This window comes from Kitasatospora sp. NPDC096077 (assembly GCF_040303245.1).
Classification (GTDB): domain Bacteria; phylum Actinomycetota; class Actinomycetes; order Streptomycetales; family Streptomycetaceae; genus Kitasatospora.
Genome location: NZ_JBEOSV010000014.1, coordinates 37,541 through 58,034, shown reverse-complemented (window position 1 = coordinate 58,034; position 20,494 = coordinate 37,541). Strand labels below are relative to the sequence as shown.

Sequence of the window (20,494 nt, the reverse complement as noted above, 5' to 3'; positions counted from 1 at the left end):
GGTCGAACCACCGGCCGGGACCCGGGCCGCAGGAGTGGGGAAGTCCCGAACGGGACCGGGGGTCAGGCGCGCGCGTCGGCCTTGGCGTCGCACGCGGCGAAGAACTCGTCGGCGATCTCCCGGGTGCGCGGCAGCTCGGCGACCGGCTCGCCGATCACCCGCCCGGCCAGCTCACCGGCGAGCCGGACCACGTCCTCCCGCAGCTCGGCCTCGGCCAGCACCCGGTCGGCGGCCAGCTGCACCTGCGCCTCGGCCACCATCCGGTCCCGCAGCTCCTGGCCCTCGGCCCGCAGCCGGGCGATCATCGCCGCGCCCTCCTCGATGGTGGTCTGCCGGATCACCGCCGCCTCGTGCCGCGCCGCGGTGAGCTCCGCCTGGAACTCCTCGTACACCCGCTGCGCCTCGGCCCGGGCCGCCTCCGCCCGCTCGACACCCCCCTCGGTGGCATCCCGGCGCTCCCCCAGCACCTTCTCGATCCGCGGCAGCAGCACCGCCCCGAGGATCCCGAATATCAGGAAGAAACAGACGAGTCCGATCACCAACTGCGCAAGATCAGGCTTCAAAGGTCCCATGACACCAAGATAGTTGAGCACCCATCACTCACCCCGGTCGGGTCCCGTCCGTCCCCGCCGGCCGGTCGGGCGCTGCGGGGCGAGGGCGGCGAGGCTGCGGAGCGACACGGGCTGGAACCGCTCCTCGCACCAGGCGAGCAGGACGGCGATCGGGACGCCCCGTTCGCCGCGGGCGCGCCAGATCAGCCGGGGCAGGTCGTCGGGCCGAGTCTCCGCGGCGCGACGGAGGAACCAGCTCCGCCCGGTCACCAGCCCGGCCCGCAGAGCCGCGACCTCACGGCGGACGAGGGCGAGCGGGCGGGCCGGGAGCGGGTCGAGACCGAGGGGGGCGCGAACGGCGGCGTCCGCCAGCACGGTGGCTGCGACCAGGCCCTCAGGGCGCCCACCGGCCAACAGGATCTCGGTGGCCGCACGCCGGACCAGCCGACGCACCACGTGGGAGGGACCGCGCGGCCCTGGGTCGACGCCGCCGCCGAGCAACAGCGCGACGGTACAGAGGTGGTCGGCGATCACGTCAACGGCCGCGTGGCCCCGCGGACTCGCGGACAGCTCCGGGAAGGCGGCCCGGATGCCGTCCACAAGGGGGCGGAACCCCGGGAGTTCGAGCGGGGTCCGAACCCCGGCCAGCGCACAGCCGACGGCCGGCTCCAGGAGCACCGCCTCGAAGCCCGCGCGGCCGGTCGGCCCGCCGAACTGGCCGTAGCCGAGCAGGACATGGCGGCCGCAGGGGCAACCAGGGCGGCAGTGCTCGGAGCACTGCCGCCCGACCGGGAACTCCAGCGTGAAGCACGGCCCCAGGTGTGGCCGCATCCGCCGGGGTGTGCCGGGGGGCAACCGGTCCAGGGCGACCCGCTCGCGGACGCCGACGGCGGCCAGGGCGTCCAGCAGCGATTCGGCACCGTCTCCGGGGGCCGGGCCGGGCACGATCCCGACAGCCAGCGCGCCGCGCTCCACACCGCACTCCTGGAGCGCGCCGATGACGTCGTCGAGGTGCCGCCCCGGCGGCTGCCCGGCGGTATGGACCGCGCCGACCACGCGCTGCGCGGACGGGGGCAGCGCGGCGGGCAGCGCCTCGATCCCGCTGATGTCGAAGCACCAGGCCAGGGTGGCCGTGCCGCCGCCCCGGCGGGGTGTCGCGGACAACAGCTGCTCCTGCCAGTCGGGCGCGGAAGGGGTGGTGAACAGGTGGCCGTCGCGCCGGAACGGCGGCATCGCCCGGGGCACCGCCCGGCGGTACCCGCGGCGCGCCAGTCCGTCCACCAGGGCCTGGGCCACCCACGGCGCCTCCGCACTACCAGTCACCATCCCGCACTCCTCTTTGTGACTTATTTATTGACAACCGTGACTCAAGCCATAGGGAGTGTCAAGTTCAAGCGATGTCGCGTCGCATACCGCTCTGACCTGCGTAGATCGAACACCAGTCGAGGGCTGACGGGACAGACAAAACGGAACAACCGGGGGGAAATATGCACCAATCAGCGCGTGACCAAAAGTCTTGACAGCTCTTGTCGACAGCTGTCAATATCTCCCCAGTCAAAACAAGTTCGTGGCAATTCTGTTTAATTAGCAAGCGAGGCGACAACCGTGCGCAAGGCTCTTTCGACTGTTCTTCTGGTGGTTGCGGCCTTCACGGCGGTCACAGTGGTACCCGCACAGGCCATCCCGGGCACGGGCCCGGCGGACACCACGGTGACCGCACGCGCCGCCGCCGACATCCCGCTCTGCTGCTGACCGCGCGGCACCTTTCGCCCAGGGGGGGGGGCACCAAAGCCGCAGGGGCGGACCGTCTGCTGACAGACGGTCCGCCCCTGCGGCGGCTCTCGGAACCTGTGCCGCCGGTGTCCGGCGGGTCCTCGGCGGGTTTCGGGCGGGTGTCAGGCGCGCGGCAACAGACTCCCGGCCGGCAGGATCCGGCCCTGCTGGCCCAGGCAGCGCATGCCCTGCCGGTACGCCCAGATCGCACGCTCCGGCTGCCCAGTGGCCTCCATGATCTCGGCCAGTTCAGCCCAGGCCGCTGCGGCCTGCCGCCCCGCCGCCGAGGCCTCCAGCATCAGGGCGCTGCGCTCGTACGCCTCCCTGGCCGCAGCGTGGTCGCCCTGGGAGAGCCGGGCGGCGGCGAGGACCAGAAGCGTCCGCGCGCTCTGCAGCCGGTGCAGCGGTCCGAGCAGGCCCAGCGCCCCCTCCGCGTGCCGGACGGCCGCCTCCGGGTCGCCGCTGCGCAGCTTCACCCGGGCCATGGCGGTCTCGCAGTAGGCCCGGTCGACGTCGCTACCCACGTCCGACAGCGCGTTGGCGCTCTGCCTGAGCAGCCCCTCGGCCAGCGTGATGTCCGGCTCATCGAACTCCAGCAGGACCGCGGCGTAGGCGTTGCGCAGCCGGGCCAGCGCCCGGATGTCGTCCCCCTCCGAGTAGATCGCCAGGGCCCGCTCGATGAGCTCGACCGCGTCGGCGGTCCGGCCGTTGCGGTGCATGGCGACACTGGCGTTCCACAGCACGGCGCCGAGGGCCTTGCGGTCGGAGACCTGGTCGGCCTTCTCGATCGCCCGGGCGGCGAGGTAGCTCGCCCGGTGCAGATCACCGCGCTCGCAGTGCAGGCCGACCAGGGTCGACAGCAGCTCGATCCCGGGGCGGGTGGGCGCCAGGTTGAGCCGCTCCACCTCCGCCACCGCATCCTCGGCGATGGTGACGGCGTGGGAGAGGTCCCCCAGTTCCCGGTAGCAGCGGCACAGCGCGACGGTGACGGGCAGCCCGGCGACGAAGTCCCGGGACCGCTCCGAGGCCGTCCGCAGTACCTCGTAGCGGACGACGGCCTCCTCCAGCCGGCCGACCCGCTCCAGCGACTGCGCGATCCCGGTCTCGGCGGCGAGCCAGAGCGCCGGCTGCTCGTCACGGTCGATGGTTGCCTGGATGCGCTCGTAGTCGGCGAGCGCGGCCTCGGGCCGGCCGTTCAGTGCCGTCATCTCGGCGTACTTGAGTTCGAGGTCGATCTCGCCGGCCCCGGCCCGGGCCTCCGCGCCGAGCAGGTCGGTGACCTCGCACCCCAGCCGGTCGGCCAGATACTGGACGACGTCCCCCGAGGGGGTTCGCTTCCCGGCTTCTAGCAGTGAGATGTAACTCGGCGAAAGCTTGGGGCCCGCGAGTTCGGCCTGGGACAGGCCGGCGGCCCGCCGCAGCCGCGCCACGCGCACGCCCAGGTCTTTGTCCTTCACGCTTCGCTCCTCAGCTCCGAGCACTGCAAAGGCAGGTCATGGAAGATTCGTGGGTGATTTTCGCGGTTCCGGGTCGGACCCCGGGAGACGAATGGCCGCGGCCCCGCAGAATTCCGGGTCGCCGTACGGTTCCGGCGGGTGGCGGTACGCGGCGGGGTCCCTGCGGCGTACCGCCCTCGGATGCCCATGGATGCGAACGGACGCCGGAGCACTGGTGGTTCAAGGGGCGGAGCACCGGCCGTCGCATGGGTCCCAAGCGACGCCGGGCTCGCTGATAAGGCCCCTGGTATCGCCTGCATGATGACCGCTCACGCCTTCCCGACCGCGCAGCCCCCGCATTCGCCAATGAAGATTGGCAATAAAGATACCAGCCTGTCAAGAAAGATGTCAAGCTACCCCGGCGGGCCCGAACTAATTGCCGGAGTCCACACCGGTGAATTCCGGTGACGACTTATCCGCGACCAGCTCGGCCAGCGTTTCGACGTACGGATCGGCGAAGACGTCGCGCAGGCTGACGACCACGCCGAACTCCCGCTCCAACCAGCCCGCGAGCAGGAGCGCGCTCTTCGACGTCAGGCCCAGGTCGAAGAGGTCCGCCCGGACGAACTCCCGGTCGTCCGGGGCGTCGGGCAGGTCCAGCATGCGTCGGACCTCGTGGGCGATCCGCCGCTCGACGGCGTTCCGGAGGTGGTTCATGGGATCGGGCTCCTTGAAGAACGGGGTGGGTGGGCAGGTGCCGGCCGCTCCGGCACGCCGGAGCGGCCGGGGGTCAGACCCCGACGGTGAGCGCGTCGATCCCGACGCGGGCGGCCCGGCGCAGCGCGCGGGTGTCGCCGGCCGCCGGCACCACGACGGGCCTGGCCGGCGTTGCACCCGGGGTGAGCGCCTCGGCCAGACGGCGCACCGTCGAGTGCTGGAAGACCGTCAACGCCGATATCTCGGCACCGAGTTCGGACCTGATCAGCGCGTGCAGCCGGACCGCGGCGTGCGAGCTGCCGCCGAGGTCGAAGAAGTTGTCATCGGGGCCGACCCGCTCTGTCCCCAGGACTCGGCACCACAGCCGGGTCAGCTCCTGCCGCAGACCGTTCCGCCCGGCCGCCGACAGGCCCGGGCCGGATGAGGGGCCCGGACCGGGCGACGGGGGGACCACCGGCACGGCCGGATCCGCCTGCCCGGCGGTCGCCCGGAGGTCGACCTTGCCGTTGGGCGTCAGGCACAGCGCCGGGACGATCCGGAGCTCCTCCGGCAGGTGCCCGGCCGGCAACCGCCGGGCCAGCTCCGCCGCGAGGCCGTCCCCGGTCGGCGTCGTCCCCGGCGCCGGGACGACGCAGGCGATCAGCCGGGAGTGGCCCGACCCGTCCGTCAGCGCGCCCGCCACCGCCTGGTCGACCCCGGGGAGCCGGCGGAGCTCCTGGGCGACCTGCACGGGCGAGACCCGGTTGCCCCGGACCTTCACGATCGCGGCGCTGCGGGCGACGAAGGCCACCGCGCCGTCCCAGCGGAGCCGGCCCAGGTCGCCGGTGCGGAAGATCGCGTGGCCCGGTTCGCCCCACGGATCCGGCCGGTAGGCGCGGGCCGTGGCGTCCGGCTCGTCCAGGTACCCCAGCGTGAGCAGCGGTCCGCGGACCGCGATCTCCCCGATCCGGCCGGGCTGCACCGGATTGCCGTCCCGGTCCACCACCAGCAGCCGGGCCTCCACCGCGCCGGAGCCCAACAGGGCCTCCGCGCCGCCCGAACCGCCGGGCTCCCGTTCATGGCAGCTCGCCGCCTGGGGCGTCTCGGTGGTCCCGTACACCGTCACCACGCGGGAGGAAGGCGCCACCGACCGCCAGGCCGCGTCCGCGGCGTCGGTCAGCAGGTCGCCGCCGAAGCAGGCCAGCCGCACCTCGGGCAGCCGACGGCCATGAGCCCGGGCGGCGCCCGCGACCATCGCACCGACCAGCGGGGTCGCGTGCACCACGGTGATCCGCTCATCGGCCAGCCAGCGGACCAGACGGTCCGCGTCCAGCCTGGTCCGATCAGGCGGGACGACGGCTGTACCGCCGTTCCACAGCGGCAGCAGCAGGTCGCGCAGCAGCGGGTCGTGGGACCGGCCGGAAAGCACGCTGAAGCGGTCCGCCGCGGTGATCCCGTACCGAGCGGACCACCAGTCGAGGAAAGCGAGCAGCGGGGCCTCGGTGCCCAGCACCAGCCGCGACCGTCCGGTCGAACCCGAGGTCGGCAGTACGTAGCAGGGCTCGCCCCGGCCCGGCCCGCTCCCGGGCACCCGGTCGACGGGCAGCCCGGCGGCACGGTCGACCGGGACGACCCGGGGCCCGTCGGGCCCGCAGAGCAGCGCCCAGTGCGGCCGGGCCAGCGCCGTGAGGTCCTCCCGCCAGGCCCGCGGGTGCTCCGGGTCGACCGGCAGCACCACGCCCCCGGCCCGCCGGACGCCCAACAGGCCGGCCGCGAGGTCACGGCCGTGCGCGTCCCGCAGCTCGACCAGCTCGCCGGCACGCAGGCCCGCCCGGCGCAGCAGGTCCGCGCACGCGCCGACCCGGTCGGCCAACTCGCCGTAGCTGCAGTCGCCGTGCTCGTCCCGGACGGCCACGGCGTCCCGGGGGTGCGCGAACACCCGCTCCAGCAGGGAGGCCGGCCGGTCACCGCCGTGCGGGCCGGTCCGCTCCGGCAGGCCCCGGCGCGGGGCGGTGGCGGCGGGCACCGGACGCACCGTCCAGCCGGCCGCCGTCCGCACCACCTGGTCGAGCAGTTCGGCGGCCCACGGCCGGTCGAAGCGGGCCGCGTCGAAGGCGAGGTCGAGGACCACACCGCCCGCCCGCTGGTCGACGTAGAGCGACAAGTCGAACGGGAGGCCCGGCAGCGGCGCGGTCAGCCGCTCGGCCCGCGCACCGTCCAGCCGCAGCCCCCTCACCGGGAAGCTGAGCGCGTTGAACCACACCGAGAAGAGCGGGCCGACGGGGGCGCCGCGCTCCGCGGACAGGGCCGCGATCACCTCGTCGTACGGGAGGTCCTGGTTCAGCTGGGCGTCGGTCAGGGCCCGGTGCGCGTGACGCACCAGCTCGGCCGGGGAGCCCTCCGGGGACACGTCGAGCCGCAGCGCGACAGTGGCGTTGAAGAAGCCGACCGTGTCGGTGGTGTCGGCCGTGGTGCGGCCGCTGAGCGGGGCTCCTACCACCAGCTCCGGGCAGTCGCCCCACCGGCCGAGCACCGAGCCGAAGCAGGCCAGCAGCACCGTGGCGGGCGTGGTGCGCAGGCTGCGGGCCAGCTCGCCGACGGCCGCGGCCAGGCCCTCGTCCAGCGTGACGGTGCGGCGCTCGATCCGGGGCGCTGCGCCCGGCGGGCCGATCGGCAACCGGGGCGGGGTCGGGGCGTCGCGCAGCACCCGGCGCCAGTGGTCGGCCTGCTCGGCGGGAACGGTGCGGGCCGCCTCCCGGGCGCTGTACCCGGCGTAGCCGAGGGCGACCGGCGCGAGCCCGGGCGCGCGGCCCGCCGCGCGGGCGGCGTAGCAGTGCGAGAGTTCGTCCCAGAGGACCTCGACCGACCAGCCGTCCAGCACCAGGTGGTGCGCGACCAGGACCACCTGGTGGCGGTCCGGGCCGGTGGGCAGGAGGACGCACCGGACCAGCGGGCCCGACCCGAGGTCGAAGCGGGTCCGGGCCAGCCGCGCCACGCTCTCGCGCACGGCCTCCTCGCCCAGCGGCCCGGGCATCACCTCAAGGCCCGAAGTCGGGCGGGGGTGGACCACCTGGACCGGGCCGTGCGCGCCGTCCCGGAAGGTGGTGCGCAGCGCGTCGTGCCGGGCCAGCACGTCCGTGACGGCCCGTTCCAGTGCCACCCGGTCCAGCGGCCCGGTCAGTTCCCACACGTCCACAACGTTGTAGTCCACCTGGCCGGGGGACAGTTGCTCCATGAGCCACAGCCGGCGCTGGGTCGGGGCGAGCGGGACCTCCCCGACCGGAACGGGCCCGGACCGGACCGGCTGCTCGGGCTGCTCGGGCTGCCCGGGCATGGCGGCCAGGGAGTCGATCCGCGCCGCGAGCGCCCGGGCCGTCGGCGCGGCCAGCAGGTCCACGATCCTGATCCCGACCCCCAGCCGCTCCCCGACCCGGACCAGCATGCGTGCCGCGACCAGCGAGTGGCCGCCCCGGTGGAAGAAGTCGTCGTCCGGTCCGACCGCCGGATCGTCCAGCAGCTCGCGCCAGATGGCGACGACGGCGCGCTCGGTCGGTGTCCGCGCGGTGTCCTCGGTCCCGCCCTCGGCGGAGGGCACGCCGGGCACCGCGGCCCCGCCCGTGTCCAGCCGGGCGAGCAGCGCCGACCGGTCCAGCTTGCCGGACGGAGCCAGCGGCAGCCGGGGCACCGGCACGATCCGGGCGGGCACCATGGCCGGGGGCATCCGCTCGGCCAGCGCCGCGCGGATCTCGTCCACCGGCGGCAGCGTGCCGGCCGGGTCGGCCGGGAACGCCGCCAGCTGCGTCGCCCCGGCCCCGTCGCGGAACGGGAGTACCGCGACCGACCCTGCCCCGAGGGCCTCCACCAGGTGCTGCCGAACCTCCTCCGGCTCGATCCGCTGACCGCGGATCTTCACCTGGTCGTCGATCCGGCCGTGGTACTCGAACTCGCCGTCCGGGCGCAGCCGGACCAGATCGCCGGTGCGGTAGCGGCGGCCGCCGGGCCTGCCCGGGTCGGGCCGGAACGCGCGCTCCGTCAGGTCCGGGCGCCCGAGGTAGCCCCGGCCGACGCCCGGGCCGCCGATCCACAGCTCGCCCACCGTGCCGGACGCGACCGGGCGGCCCTCCTCGTCCATGACCTCGGTCTCGGTGCCGGCCACCGCCGGACCGATGCTGACCGGCCCGACCGGGTCACCGGCCCGGACGATCGAGCAGGTGGCGAAGACCGAACACTCCGCCGGGCCGTAGAGGTCGACGACGTCCGCCGTGCACCAGCCCCGCAGGTCGGCCAGCAGCGCGGGCGGCATCGCCTCGCCGCCGACCACCAGGATCCGCAGTCCGTCGAGGGCGCGGAAGTCCCGCTGCTCCATCAGCACGGCGAGCATCGACGGCACGAACTGCGCCACCGTCACGTTCGCGGCGCGCATCTCCCGCACGAGGTGAAGCGGGTCGGCGTGCAGTCCCGAGGGCACCACCCGGAGCCGGGCGCCACAGGCCAGCGGCCAGAACACCTCGGCCACCGAGTAGTCGAAGGCGTACGCGGTCTTGTGCAGGGCCACGTCCCGGGCGTGCAGCGGAAGCCGCCCGGCCAGCCAGCGGACCTTGTCGACGATCGCCCCGTGCTCGTTCAGCACGCCCTTGGGGCGGCCGGTCGAACCGGAGGTGAAGACCGCGTAGGCGGCGTCCCCGGCACCGACCGACGGCAGCTCGACGGCCCCCGCCGGAGTGTCGGCGAGGGTGCCGAGGGCCGGTGCCGGCACGCCGGGCGGGACGGCGCCGGCGGGCGCCGTCCCGTCGACGACGACCAGCCGGACCCGGGCGTCCTCCAGCATCCCGCGCAGACGGGCGACCGGCTGGTCCGGGTCGAGCGCGAGGTAGGCGGCGCCCGCCCGCAGAACGGCGAGCAGGGCGATCACGACCTGTTCACTGCGGGGCATCAGGACGGCGACCACGTCGCCGGGGCGCACCCCGTGCGCGACCAGCGACCGGGCCGCCCGGCCGCTCTCGGACCAGAGCCGGCGGTAGCTCAGGCTCCCGTCGGCGCCCTCCACCGCCACGGCGTCCGGGGTGCGGACCGTCTGCTCGCCGACCAGGCCGTGCAGGGTTCGGTCCAGGCCGGGCACGGGCTCGGCCGGGGCGTTCGGCTGCGGCACGACGGTCACCCCTTGCTCCCCACCGCGGCCACCAGCTCGGACAGCGTGGGGTGGTCGAACAGGGCGGAGATGGGGAGTTCCACGGCGAGTTCGCCGCGGATCCGGTCGACCAGCTGGACGGCGGCCAGGCTGTCGCCCCCGGACTCGAAGAAGTCGTCGTCCGGACCGGCCTCGGTCCCCAGGATCTCGGTCCACAGACCGGTGACCAGGTCGGCGAGTCCGTCCCCGCCGCCTGCCCCGGCCGGGGCGGCGGCCGGGACACCGACAGCCTCGACGGCTCGCGGCGCGGCGGGCTCCGCCACCGAACCGCCGTTCGCCGAGCGGACGGCGGCCGCGGTGAACCGGCCGGTCCGCCGCAGCTTCTCGGCCAGTCCCTCCGGTGCCACGACCACCTGGGGGCCCAGATCCGTGGTCAGGAAGGCCTCCAGCAGCGCGGCCCCGGCCTCGACACCGAGGAAGGAGTCCTGCGCGACGCCCGAGGAGCTCAGTGGAGCGCTGCGCACCGCCTCGCCAGCCGACCGGACGTTGCCCGTCACGGTCGCCCGGTCGACGTGCAGCAGGGTGAAGCCGGTGACGGTGACGACCTCACGGCCGCCCTCGTCGATCAGGGCGATGTCGCGGACGACCGCCCCCTTCGGCTGCTCGGGCCAGGGCCGCACCAGCGCCGTCACGCGGGCCGGGAGCGGGCCCCTCACCACCAGCGCGCGGTAGCTGAACGGCAGCGCGTTGACGCCCTCCGGCAGCGGCAGGACGAAGGAGGTGGCGCAGTCGAGCAGGGCCGGGTGGAGCAGGTTGGCCGCGGTGTCGCCGCGGTGGGCGGCCGGCAGGGCCAGCTCGGCGAGCACGCTGTCGGTGCCGCCGCTCACCCGCTCGACGGTGTGCCAGCGCGCCCCGACGGTCATCAGGCCGGAGCCGTCGTTCAGCCGGGGGCCGGCCAGCGGCACCGTGTGTGCGGCGCGCAGGGCAGCCAGGTCGTGGCGCGGGGCCGCGTCCTCGTGCGGGGTGACCGTGCCGCCCGCGTGCTGGACGGCGGCCCGGGAGCCCTCGGCCCGGGACTCGACGCGGAAGCGCCATCCCGAGCGGTCGGGCTCGAAGGTGACAGTCAGGTCGAGCGGCCCGGCGATCGCCAGCGGGGCGGTGAAGGCGACGTCGGCCAACCGCACCGGGCCTGGGTGGAAGGTGCGGACGGCACGGAGCACGAGCTCCAGATAGCCGGTGCCGGGGAGCACCGGGGTCTCGCCCATGCGGTGCTCGTCGACCATCCAGACGTCCGGGGCGAGCTTCACGGTGAAGGCACTGCCCGCGCCCCCGGCCGGGGCGGCGACCAGCTCGGGCTCGCGGTTCGGGCGGTCGGCGTGGAACCTGGAGTGCCGGGCCGCGGCCTCCACGGCCATGCCGGCGCCGTCCCAGGACGGCCAGTTGACCGACAGGGTGCGGCCGGGCCGGCGGCGCGAGCGCTCGCGGGCGAAGGCGTCCAGGAAAGCGTTGGCGGCGCCGTAGTCCGACAGGCCGAACTGACCGGTCACGGCGGCGACCGAGGAGTAGAGAACGAAGGTCCGCGGCTCGTCGCCGAGGATCTCGTCCAGCAACAGGGTGCCGTTGACCTTGGGCCGCAGGACCTGTTCGGCCGCGGCTGCGTCCTTGACCGCGAGCATCCCGCCGCCCGCGAGTCCGGCCGCGTGGATCACGCCGCGGATCGGGCCGAGGGCCTCGCGCGCCCGCTCGACGGCGGCGGTCAGCGAGCCGCGGTCGGCCACGTCGGCGGCCAGCGGCAGCACCGAGCAGCCGGCCGACTCCATCCGCCGCACCGCGTCGACGGCGGCACGCACGCCCCCGGTCAGCGCCTCGGGGTCGTCCCACCGCGCGCGGGCCGGCAGGCCGGAGCGCCCGAGCAGGGCGATCCGGGTGGCGCCGCGGGCGACCAGCCGCTCGGCGGCGACCAGCCCGAGGGCGCCCAGGCCGCCCGTGATCAGCCAGGCACCGTCGACGGCGGCCGCGAGGGCCTCCGGGCCGGCCGGCGCGGCGGGCTCGGGCACGCTGTGGAAGGCCGGGTGCCAGTGGCGGTGGCCGCGCAGCGCGACCCGGCTGAACTCGGCGTCGTCATCGCCGCTCAGCAGCGCCCACAGCGCCTCGGCCATGGTGCGGTCGGCTCCGTCCAGCGCGGCGGCAGGCGCGTCGACCACCCGCGCGCGCAGCTGCTCGTTCTCCCGGACGGCGCTGTGCAGCAGGGCCGTGACGGGCGCCTTGGCCGGTTCGACCGGCTCGGAGCCCGAGACGTCCCAGAGCCGGTCGGCGAGCACGGTGACGCGGACCGGACGGTCCGGGCAGTGCCGGGCGACCTCCTGGACGATCCGCTGGGTCGCGCGGAACCCCCGGTCGAGCCAGTGCTTGGCGGCCCGGCCCGGCCCGGCTCCGTCCGGGGTCGGTCCGGTCAGCCAGAGGTTGACGATCTCCAGCGGTTCCCGGTGGTCCCGCAGGTGCGGCCGGAGCGCGGCGGAGAGGCGCTTGGGCTCCACGTCGTCCGCCTTGACCAGCTCGGCGGCGGCGCCGGCTGCGGCCAGCCGGTCGAGCAGCGGCGCGGCCTGCCCGGCGTCGTCGGCCAGCACCAGCCAGCGACGGTCCGCGGATTCGCCCTGCGGCTGCCCGGGCCGGGCCAGGACCCAGCCGGGCACGGTGATCCGGTCGTCCTCGGCGGCGCTCGGCGCCTCCTCGGCGGCCTGCGGACGGGCCGCCGGGGCCGGGTCGGCGGGCTTCGGGTCGGGGGAGATCCAGTACCGCTCGCGGTCGAAGGCGTAGCCGGGCAGGGCGACCGGGGTGATCCGCTCGTGCTCCAGCAGGGCGCGCCAGTCGACGTCGAGTCCGGCCTGCCAGAGGGCGGCGACCGCCCGGTAGAGGACGGAGGCCGCCGGGATGTCCTCGCCCGCCGGCGGCAGGGAGGCCAGCGGGCGGTGGCCGACGGCCGTCCTGACCCGGCGCACCAACTGGGTGAGCGCCTGGCCGGGGCCGACCTCCAGCAGCACCGCTCCCTCGACCTGGGCGACCCGCTCGACACCCTCCCGGAACCGGACGGTGCTGCGCAGGTGGTCGGCCCAGTAACGCGGGTCGGTGGCCTGTTCGTCGGTGATCCAGTCGCCGGTCACGTTGGAGACCCATTGAACGGTCGGTCGAGTGAGAGTCAACTGCCCAACGAAATCCGCGAGTTCCTCGGCCGCCCGATCGGTGGCGGGGGTGTGGAAGGCCCGTTCGACGTCGAGCGCCACCCAGCGCCGGCCCAGCGCGGTGAGCAGCGCAGTGAGCTCCTCGACGGCCTCGACCGGGCCGCCGACGGTGCAGCTGCGCTCGCCGTTGTCGGCGCTGAGCCAGACGTCGCGGCCCTCCAGCAGCGGCGCGACCTCGGCCGCGGACATCGCCGGCGCAATCATCCGGCCGACCGGCGCGGCCGCGAGCAGCTCACCGCGGCGGACCACCAGGCGGGCGGCGTCGGCGAGTTCGAAGACGCCGGCGAGCGCGGCGGCGGTGATCTCGCCGACGCTGTGGCCGATCATCGCGACCGGCCGGACACCCCAGGAGGCCCACAGCCGGGCCAGCGACCACTCCACCGCGAAGAGCGCGGGCTGGGTCAGCGCGGTGTCGCGCAGCCGGGCCGCGGCGTCGGGCGCGCCCTGCAGCAGGGCGGCGCGCAGTGCGTCGGCGACGTCGGCCCCGAAGTTCTCCAGGCAGCGGTCGAACTCGGCCCGGAAGACCGGCTCGTGGCTGAACAGCTCGGCGGCCATGGCCGGGTGCTGGGTCCCCTGGCCGGGGAACATGAAGACCGCGCCGGTGGCCGGGGTGCCCGGGTGCTGACCGCGGGCCGAGAGGTCGGCGAGGGCGTCGGCGAGCGTGGCGCCGTCCTCGCCGACCACGGCGAGGCGGTGGCGGTGGCGCAGCGGCCGGCGCTGCAGGGTCCGGGCCGTGCGGTGCAGGTCGGCGTCCTCCTCGGCCAGGCGGGCCGAGAGCCGGTCCGCCATGCCGCGCAGCGACGCGGCGGAGGCGGCGGCCAGCGGGAGCACCACCGTGCGCCGGGACTGCGGGCGCGGCTCGGCGGGTTCGGCGGCAGGCGGCTGCTCGACCAGGACGTGGGCGTTGGTGCCGCCGATGCCGAAGGAACTGACGCCGGCGATCCGGGGGCCCTCGATGGGCCAGGGGCCGGCCTGGGAGCGGACGGTGAACGGCGTCCGCTCCAGTTCCATCAGCGGGTTGGCCTCGGTGAAGTTGGCGGTGCCGGGGGCGATGCCGCGGTTGACGGCGAGCACCGCCTTGATGAACCCGGCGATGCCGGAGGCCGGGCCGAGGTGGCCGATGTTGCCCTTGGCCGAGGAGAGCAGGCAGTAGCCGGTGCGGTCGGTGTACGTGCGGTAGGCGCGGCTCAGCGCCTGGACCTCGATCGGGTCGCCGATCGCGGTGCCGGTGCCGTGGGCCTCCAGGTAGCCGACCTGGTCGGCGTCCACGCCGGCCACGGCGAGCGCCTCGTAGACCGCCGCGAACTGGCCCTCGGCGCTGGGGGCGGCGAAGCCGGCCTTGCGGTTGCCGTCGTTGTTGACGGCGGAGCCGCGGATGGTGGCGAGCACCCGGTCGCCGTCGCGCAGTGCGTCGGCGAGCGGCTTGAGGACGACCGCCCCGGCGCCGTCGCCGAAGATCGTGCCGTCGGCCGCCGCGTCGAAGGGGCGGCACCGGCCGTCCCGGGAGAAGATCCCGCCGTCCACCCAGCGGTGCCCGCCGCCGTGCGGCAGCTCCAGCTGGACGCCGCCCGCGACGGCGACGTCGCACTCGCCGTTGCGCAGGGCCTGGCAGGCCAGGTGCAGCGCGACCAGGGAGGTGGAGCACGCGGTGGCGACGGTGAAGGCCGGGCCGCGCAGGTCGAGCTTGTAGCTGACGATCGTGGCGATGTAGTCGTTGTGGTTGCCCGCCTGGATGCCGACCTCGCCGTAGTTGCGCACGGCCGCGGCGTTGCGCCGGACGTTCAGCTCGGCGTAGCGGTTGGTCGCCCCGCCGGCGAAGACGCCCACCGAGGTCGGGCCGTCGGTGCGGACGCCCGCGTCCTCCAGTGCGCCGTAGGCCACTTCGAGGAAGATCCGCTGCTGCGGGTCGCGCAGCTCGGCCTCCCGGGGGGTGAAGCCGAACAGGCCGGCGTCGAAGCCCGCGACGTCGTCCAGCAGCGGGGCCCGCTTGACGTAGTGGGGGTCGGCGATGGCGGCCTCGGGAACGCCCGCGTTCCGCAGCGTGTCGTCGGACAGGTCGGTGAGGCTGACGGTGTTGGTGAGCAGGTTGGACCAGTAGCTCTCGACGTCCGGCGCGCCGGGGAGGCGACAGGCCATCCCGATCACGGCAATGCGGTCGTCGTCCGCGACGCGGTTCATCGGATTCCTCCAGGGCTGGGTGCCGCCGTGGCCGGCGGGCGGGGGCGATCGGCGGGGGCGGGCACGAGGTCGGCCGCCAGCTGCCGGGCGATCGCGGTGAGCAGGGAGCCTGTGGCGTGGCCGAGCAGGTGGTGCGGCCCGGGGACGCTCTCGCGACGGTGGCCCCCGGTGGTCCAGCCGGACCAACCGGGGCCGTCGGGGTCGAGGACCCGGTCGTCCGCGCCGCGCAGTTCCAGGACGGGCGCCGCCAGCGGGCGGGCGGCCGGTTCGGGCACGGTCCAGGTCTCCAGCGCCTGGAAGTCGGCGCGGATCGCGGGCTCGGCGAGCGCGAACAGCGACCGGGCCGCCGGGGTGTCCTGGACCGCGCCGTACCGGATCAGGTCGGCGAACAGGCCGGGGCCGTCCAGCAGGTGGGTGGTGCCGCCGACGGTGGCGTCCGGGGCCGGGGCGGCGGCGACGATCAGCCGCCGGACCTCCGACCGGCCGCCCGTCTCCAGCAGTTGCGCGGTGCGGTAGGCGGCCACCGCCCCGAAGCAGTGGCCGAACAGGACCACCGGGCCCGGCAGGGCCGCGATCTCCCGGGCGGCGGCGTCGGCGACGGCGTCGAGCGAACCCAGCGGCTGCTCGCGGAGCCGGCTCTCACGGCCCGGCAGGCGGACGGCGCTGACCGCCGTCCACTCCGGGAGCAGGCCGGGCCAGCCGGCGAAGGGGGCCGCGCCGGCCCCGGCGTGGGCGAAGCAGACCAGCTGCACCCGGGCCCCGGCGGCGGCCGGGAAGCGGACCAGGGCGGGGCGGGCCGGGCGGGCCGACCCGGTCGGGGTCGGGACGGTCGGGGCGGTCATGCCGACAGCTCGATCGTGCCGCGGCGCCGCTCGCCGGCCACCGCCTGCTTGAGCAGCGCGACCCCGAGGGCGGTCCAGGCCAGGCCGACCAGCGCCTCGCAGCCGAGACCGCCGAGCACGGTCGCGGCCGGCGCGCCCGCGAGCAGGTCGCGCAGTGCCTGGAGACCGTGGGTGAGCGGCAGCAGCTGGGCCACCGCGGCGACCGGGGCGGGCCAGTAGTCGACCGGTACGTTCACCCCGCAGAAGGTCATCAGGGACATGTAGCCGGTGTTGAGCGCGAGCCACTGCAGCCCTGGGCGGCGCAGGACGAGGGCGCCGACCGCCGTACCCAACCCGTACGCAGAGCAGCCGGCCACCGCGAGGAAGAGCGGGACGAGCAGGACCTCGGGGAAGGGCATGGACAGTCTGAAGACCAGCGCCGCGACGACGAACACCCCGGTGCTGCTGACGATGCCGACCAGCAGGCAGTAGGCGCCGCGCGCCAGGTAGGTCAGCGCGAAGTCGGCGGGTGCGGCGACCTGGAGCGCCAAGGTGCCCTGCCCACGCTCGCGCACGGTCGTGGTGATGACCACCATGGCCTCGATGCACACCACCACGGCCGCGTTGCCCACGGCGAGGTAGCGCACCCGGTCGTCCGAGCCCGACAGCATGCCGATGGTGCCGAAGAACAGAACCTGGGCGATCAGCCGCAGGAACCAGCCGAACACCCAGGTGCGCCAGGTGTAGAAGGTGGTCAGCTCGCGGAAGCCGATCCGGGAAGCGGTGCTGACGGTGGCGTACCACCGGGTGAGTGCGTTCACGACAGCCCCACCGTGCCCTCCGACTTGAGACGGGTGATCATCCGGTCGACCAGGACGGTGCCGGCGGCGTAGGCGACGACGCCCAGGAGCAGCAGCGCGGCGAGCCGCCAGCCGAAGTCCCCGACCGGCTCGGGCCGGGTGACCGCCCGGAGCAGGTCCGCGGCCCAGGAGAGGTAGACGACCTTGCTGAGCGGCTGGAGCCAGCCGGGCAGCAGGCTGACCGGGACCAGGACGCCGCCGAGGACGTAGCACGGGTACCCGAGCGCGTTGGCGTAGCGCCGGGCGGATCCGGCGGCGACGAAGACGGCGGCCAGGACGGTCGCAGTGCCGAGGGTGGCGAGCGCGGTCGCGACCACGGTGCAGGCCAGCAGCCAGGGGTGGTGCACGGGCAGCGCGACGCCGAAGAAGACCGTCGCGGTGAGCCAGGACTCGGCGAAGGTCACCACGCCGAGGACGGCGATGGTGGCGACCCGGCCGGTGACCAGCCGGGTGAGCCCGGCCGGGGAGGCGAGCAGGAGTTCCAGGGTGCCGCCGCGCTTCTCGTCGTCGATGACCGAGCCGGCGAGGTCGAGCGAGACCAGCCACAGGCCCATCAGGGCCGGGGCCAGGACGGCGTAGGCCTCCAGGTCCGGTCGGTCGGCCTGCCGCACCGAGGAGAGGAAGATCGCGGTGAAGAACGGGATGGTCGCGAAGACCAGCAGGTGCCCGGCGTTGCGGCGGAACAGCCGCAGTTGCAGCCGGGCGCCGGTGAGGATCTCGGTCATACCTTCAGCCCCCGGTCCCCGATGACCTCCAGGTAGACGTCCTCCAGGGTCGGCAGCGAGGTGCGGACCATGGTGACGTCGGCGTCGACCAAGGCCCGGAGCACCGGCTGGACGGCACCGGCCACGCTGGTGGCGATCCGGATCCAGCCGTCGGGCAGGTCCTCGATCCCGGCCACGCCGTCGAGTTCGGCGAGGCCACGGCGCAGCTCGGCGGGGACGTCACGGGCGTCGACCCGCTCGTGGGCGGTGATCCACCGGCCGACCTCGGCCGGGGTCTCGGTGCCGATCACCTGGCCGTTGTCGATCAGGGTGACCCGGTCGCAGACCGCCTCGGCCTCGTGCATGTCGTGGGTGGTCAGCAGGACGGTGCGGCCCTCTGCGCGGAGTTCGCCGATCAGACTGCGGAACTCCCTCGCGGCGACCGGGTCCATGCCGACCGTGGGCTCGTCGAGGAAGAGCAGTTCGGGGTCACCGACCAGGCCGCGGGCCAGGTGGAGACGCTGCTTCATGCCGCGGGACATCCGGTCCACCTGGGTGTCGGCGCGGTCGCCGAGGCCGACCCGCTCCAGCAGCGCGGTGACCGCCCCGGCGCGGGTGCGGCCGGGGACGCCGTAGAGGGCCGCCCAGTAGTCCAGGTTCTCGCGCGCGGTGAGCCGTCCGTAGAGGCCGCGTTCGCCGCCGAACACGATGCCGATCCGCCGGCGCAGGGCGCGGGCCTCGGTCGCCACGTCCAGGCCGAGCACGGCGGCCCGGCCGTCGGTGGGCAGCAGCACCGTGGAGAGGATCTTGACCAGGGTGGTCTTCCCGGCGCCGTTGGGGCCGAGCAGGCCGCGGACCTCGCCGCGCTCCACGTCGAGGTCCAGGCCGCGCAGCGCGGTCACGACCTGGCCGGCCTCGCCGCGGCGACGGCCCTTCGCATAGGTCCGGGTCAGCCCGCGGACTTCGATGGCCCTACTCACTCTTGGTCGTCTCCTGGTGCTGGCGCGGGGTCGCCGCGGCGCGGTCGGGGTTCAGGTCCCCGCTGGGCGTGGGGAGGGAGATGCCGCCGTCCACCGGGAGGTTCACCCCGGTGATGAACTCTGCGGCGTCGGAGCAGAGGAACAGCGCGGCGGAGGCGGAGTCCTCGGGGGTGGCGAGCCGGCGCAGCGGGGTCCGCCGGCGCTGGAGCTCGAAGGACGGCGGGTGGTCGGGCCGGCCGGCCGCCATCCCGCCGACGGCGTTCTCGGTGACGGTGGGGCCGGGGCCGAGTGCGTTGACCCGGATGCCGTACCGGCCCCACTCCGCGGCCCACGTGGTGGTGAGCGCCAGCACTCCCGACTTGGCGGCGGCGGCGTGAGCGAAGGAGGGCAGGCCGCGCTGCGGGTCGGTGATCGCCACGTTGAGGATCACCCCGCGGCGCTGCTCGATCATGTGCGGGACGACGGCGCGGGTGGTGTGGAAGGTGCCGAAGAGGTCGATCTCGACGACGGTCCGGAACGAGCGCGAGGACATCGTCTCGGCGGGCGACCAGAAGTTGGCCGCGGCATTGTTGACCAGGACGTCGATCGTCCCGAACCGGGACACCGTGCGGGCCACGGCCGCCTTGACCGCCGCTTCGTCCCGGACGTCGCACACCACCGTGTCGTTCTCGATCCCGAGAGCGGTGAGCCGCCCGGCGGCTGCGGAGAGCCGCTCCGCGTTGCGGGAGGCCAGGACGACCTGTGCCCCGTGGAGCCCGAAGGCCCGGGCCATGGCGAAGCCGATTCCGGTGGCTCCGCCGGTGATGAGCACGGTCTGCGAGTCGTACAGGCCGTCAGTGAAATGAGGCATGACGCGAGCCCACTTCCGATCGGTTCATGACGGCTTGACATTACAAACGGTCATATTGCTGAGTCAATATTCTCTGTCAAGATCCTTCGCCGGGGCGGCCGCGGCGATTTCCGGCGCGGCCGCCCGAACGGTCCGGGGGTGCCCCGCCCCGGGCCGGCGGTCAGGCCGTGCCGCTGCGGACCGCTCGACCGAGGTCGCGCACGATCAGGTTCTCCAGCCGACTGCCGCTGCCGCCGGGCGGCACCACGCTGCTGGAGAGGAAGGACACCGTGAGGTCCTGGTCGAGGTCGGCGACGACCATGCCGCAGCCGTAGGCGGTGTGCCCGGCGACCCTGGCCCCGGCCGGGGCGGAGTACCACGCCCGGTCGGTGCACAGACCCAGGCCCCAGGCGAGGTCGAGGTCGCCGAAGTTGCGGTCAGGCAGTCCGCTCCGGTGATCGGCGGCGAGGACGTCCACCGTCGCCCGGTCCAGCCCGAGGGCCGGCCAGCGCTCGGGCGCGGCCAGGCAGTCCACCAGCCGGGCCAGTTCGTTGGCGGGCCCCCAGGCCCCGGTGCCGGGCAGATGCGGCGCCAGCACCGCGCCGGAGACCCGGGCGGTCGGCACCTGGCGGCCGTCGACCTGCTCGAACAGGCCCACCGCCCGCGGCGGTTCGGCCGCCGGGGTGCCGGCCTCGGCGAACACCGTGCGGGTCATCCCCAGCGGCGCCAGCACCCGCTCGGCGACGTACTCGGCGTAGCCCAGGCCGGTCAGCCGCCGCACGATCTCGGCGACCACGACCCAGGACTCCATCGCGCTGTACCAGCCGCCACTGCCGGGCTCACCGGTCAACTCGATGGCGCAGGCCGCCTCGAAGGCCTCCTGGTGGCCCAGCCCCGAGTACGGGCGGTCGACGCTCTCCGGCCGGAACGGCAACGCGTGCGCCATCAGGTGGGCCAGGGTCGCCCGCTCCTTGCCCCGCACCGCGTACTCGGGGACCAGCTCGGCCAGCGGCGTGTCCACGGCCACCACCCCGGCCCGCAGCTGCTGGCCGATCGCGAGCGCGCCGAGCAGCTTGGTGCAGCAGATCCACGGCAACCGGTCGTCGACGGTCAGCGGGACCCCGGGCTCGATCTCTCCGTACGCCTCGTCCAGCAACACCTCACCACGGTGTGACACCAGGAGCTGGACCCCCAGGTGGGTGCCCTCCCGGATCGCCGACAGCACCCGGTCCCGGACATTCCCAATCGCCTTCACAGCCTGCCCTCTCAAGACGGTCAATTCCTTCTGTGAGCCCACAA

At 74.9% G+C, this 20,494-nt stretch carries 12 protein-coding genes; all 12 read right to left on the bottom strand.

From position 1 onward, the window contains the following. Window positions 1–62: 62 nt before the first annotated feature. The 12 genes from ABTZ03_RS15690 to ABTZ03_RS15635 all read right to left on the bottom strand — a co-directional run bounded on the left by ABTZ03_RS15690 (window position 63) and on the right by ABTZ03_RS15635 (window position 20,450). Window positions 63–572, bottom strand: a complete 510-nt coding sequence (locus ABTZ03_RS15690; protein ID WP_350513499.1) for a F0F1 ATP synthase subunit B family protein — start codon at window positions 570–572, stop codon at window positions 63–65. A gap of 24 nt (window positions 573–596) precedes the next feature. Then, window positions 597–1,877 carry a hypothetical protein gene (locus tag ABTZ03_RS15685; RefSeq protein WP_350513498.1) on the bottom strand — a complete coding sequence of 427 codons (1,281 nt, stop codon included), beginning with the start codon at window positions 1,875–1,877 and terminating at the stop codon, window positions 597–599. A 569-nt stretch (window positions 1,878–2,446) separates the two neighbouring features. Then, window positions 2,447–3,781 carry a helix-turn-helix domain-containing protein gene (locus tag ABTZ03_RS15680; RefSeq protein WP_350513497.1) on the bottom strand — a complete coding sequence of 445 codons (1,335 nt, stop codon included), beginning with the start codon at window positions 3,779–3,781 and terminating at the stop codon, window positions 2,447–2,449. A gap of 411 nt (window positions 3,782–4,192) precedes the next feature. Next, window positions 4,193–4,477: an acyl carrier protein gene (locus tag ABTZ03_RS15675; RefSeq protein ID WP_350513496.1), complete on the bottom strand. Its 285-nt coding sequence runs from the start codon at window positions 4,475–4,477 to the stop codon at window positions 4,193–4,195. Between the two features lie 73 nt (window positions 4,478–4,550). Then, the gene (locus ABTZ03_RS15670; RefSeq protein WP_350513495.1) at window positions 4,551–9,614 is read right to left on the bottom strand and encodes a non-ribosomal peptide synthetase; all 5,064 of its coding nucleotides are present in this window, start codon (window positions 9,612–9,614) and stop codon (window positions 4,551–4,553) included. Beyond that, window positions 9,611–15,001 carry an SDR family NAD(P)-dependent oxidoreductase gene (locus ABTZ03_RS15665; RefSeq protein ID WP_350513494.1) on the bottom strand — a complete coding sequence of 1,797 codons (5,391 nt, stop codon included), beginning with the start codon at window positions 14,999–15,001 and terminating at the stop codon, window positions 9,611–9,613. The genes ABTZ03_RS15670 and ABTZ03_RS15665 overlap by 4 nt, the downstream gene beginning before the upstream one ends. After that, window positions 14,998–15,843 (bottom strand): thioesterase II family protein, encoded by an 846-nt coding sequence (locus ABTZ03_RS15660; protein WP_350513493.1) that lies wholly within the window; start codon window positions 15,841–15,843, stop codon window positions 14,998–15,000. The genes ABTZ03_RS15665 and ABTZ03_RS15660 overlap by 4 nt, the downstream gene beginning before the upstream one ends. Then, window positions 15,840–16,643, bottom strand: a complete 804-nt coding sequence (locus tag ABTZ03_RS15655; RefSeq protein ID WP_350513492.1) for an ABC transporter permease — start codon at window positions 16,641–16,643, stop codon at window positions 15,840–15,842. Before ABTZ03_RS15655 ends, ABTZ03_RS15660 begins: the two co-directional genes overlap by 4 nt. Then, window positions 16,640–17,407 carry an ABC transporter permease gene (locus ABTZ03_RS15650; protein WP_350513491.1) on the bottom strand — a complete coding sequence of 256 codons (768 nt, stop codon included), beginning with the start codon at window positions 17,405–17,407 and terminating at the stop codon, window positions 16,640–16,642. Before ABTZ03_RS15650 ends, ABTZ03_RS15655 begins: the two co-directional genes overlap by 4 nt. Continuing rightward, window positions 17,404–18,366, bottom strand: coding sequence for an ABC transporter ATP-binding protein (locus tag ABTZ03_RS15645; protein WP_350513490.1), 963 nt, complete (start codon window positions 18,364–18,366; stop codon window positions 17,404–17,406). Before ABTZ03_RS15645 ends, ABTZ03_RS15650 begins: the two co-directional genes overlap by 4 nt. After that, window positions 18,359–19,216 carry an SDR family oxidoreductase gene (locus ABTZ03_RS15640; RefSeq protein ID WP_350513489.1) on the bottom strand — a complete coding sequence of 286 codons (858 nt, stop codon included), beginning with the start codon at window positions 19,214–19,216 and terminating at the stop codon, window positions 18,359–18,361. Before ABTZ03_RS15640 ends, ABTZ03_RS15645 begins: the two co-directional genes overlap by 8 nt. Window positions 19,217–19,376: 160 nt before the next feature. Continuing rightward, window positions 19,377–20,450, bottom strand: a complete 1,074-nt coding sequence (locus ABTZ03_RS15635; protein WP_350513488.1) for a serine hydrolase domain-containing protein — start codon at window positions 20,448–20,450, stop codon at window positions 19,377–19,379. Window positions 20,451–20,494 lie beyond the last annotated feature (44 nt).

Excerpts from the sequence above, each read along its gene's own strand:
- ABTZ03_RS15685 (WP_350513498.1), bottom strand. The coding sequence starts at position 1,877 with ATGGTGACTGGTAGTGCGGAGGCGCCGTGGGTGGCCCAGGCCCTGGTG.
- ABTZ03_RS15640 (WP_350513489.1), bottom strand. The coding sequence starts at position 19,216 with ATGCCTCATTTCACTGACGGCCTGTACGACTCGCAGACCGTGCTCATC.
- ABTZ03_RS15690 (WP_350513499.1), bottom strand. The coding sequence starts at position 572 with ATGGGACCTTTGAAGCCTGATCTTGCGCAGTTGGTGATCGGACTCGTC.
- ABTZ03_RS15660 (WP_350513493.1), bottom strand. The coding sequence starts at position 15,843 with ATGACCGCCCCGACCGTCCCGACCCCGACCGGGTCGGCCCGCCCGGCC.
- ABTZ03_RS15665 (WP_350513494.1), bottom strand. The coding sequence starts at position 15,001 with ATGAACCGCGTCGCGGACGACGACCGCATTGCCGTGATCGGGATGGCC.
- ABTZ03_RS15675 (WP_350513496.1), bottom strand. The coding sequence starts at position 4,477 with ATGAACCACCTCCGGAACGCCGTCGAGCGGCGGATCGCCCACGAGGTC.
- ABTZ03_RS15650 (WP_350513491.1), bottom strand. The coding sequence starts at position 17,407 with ATGACCGAGATCCTCACCGGCGCCCGGCTGCAACTGCGGCTGTTCCGC.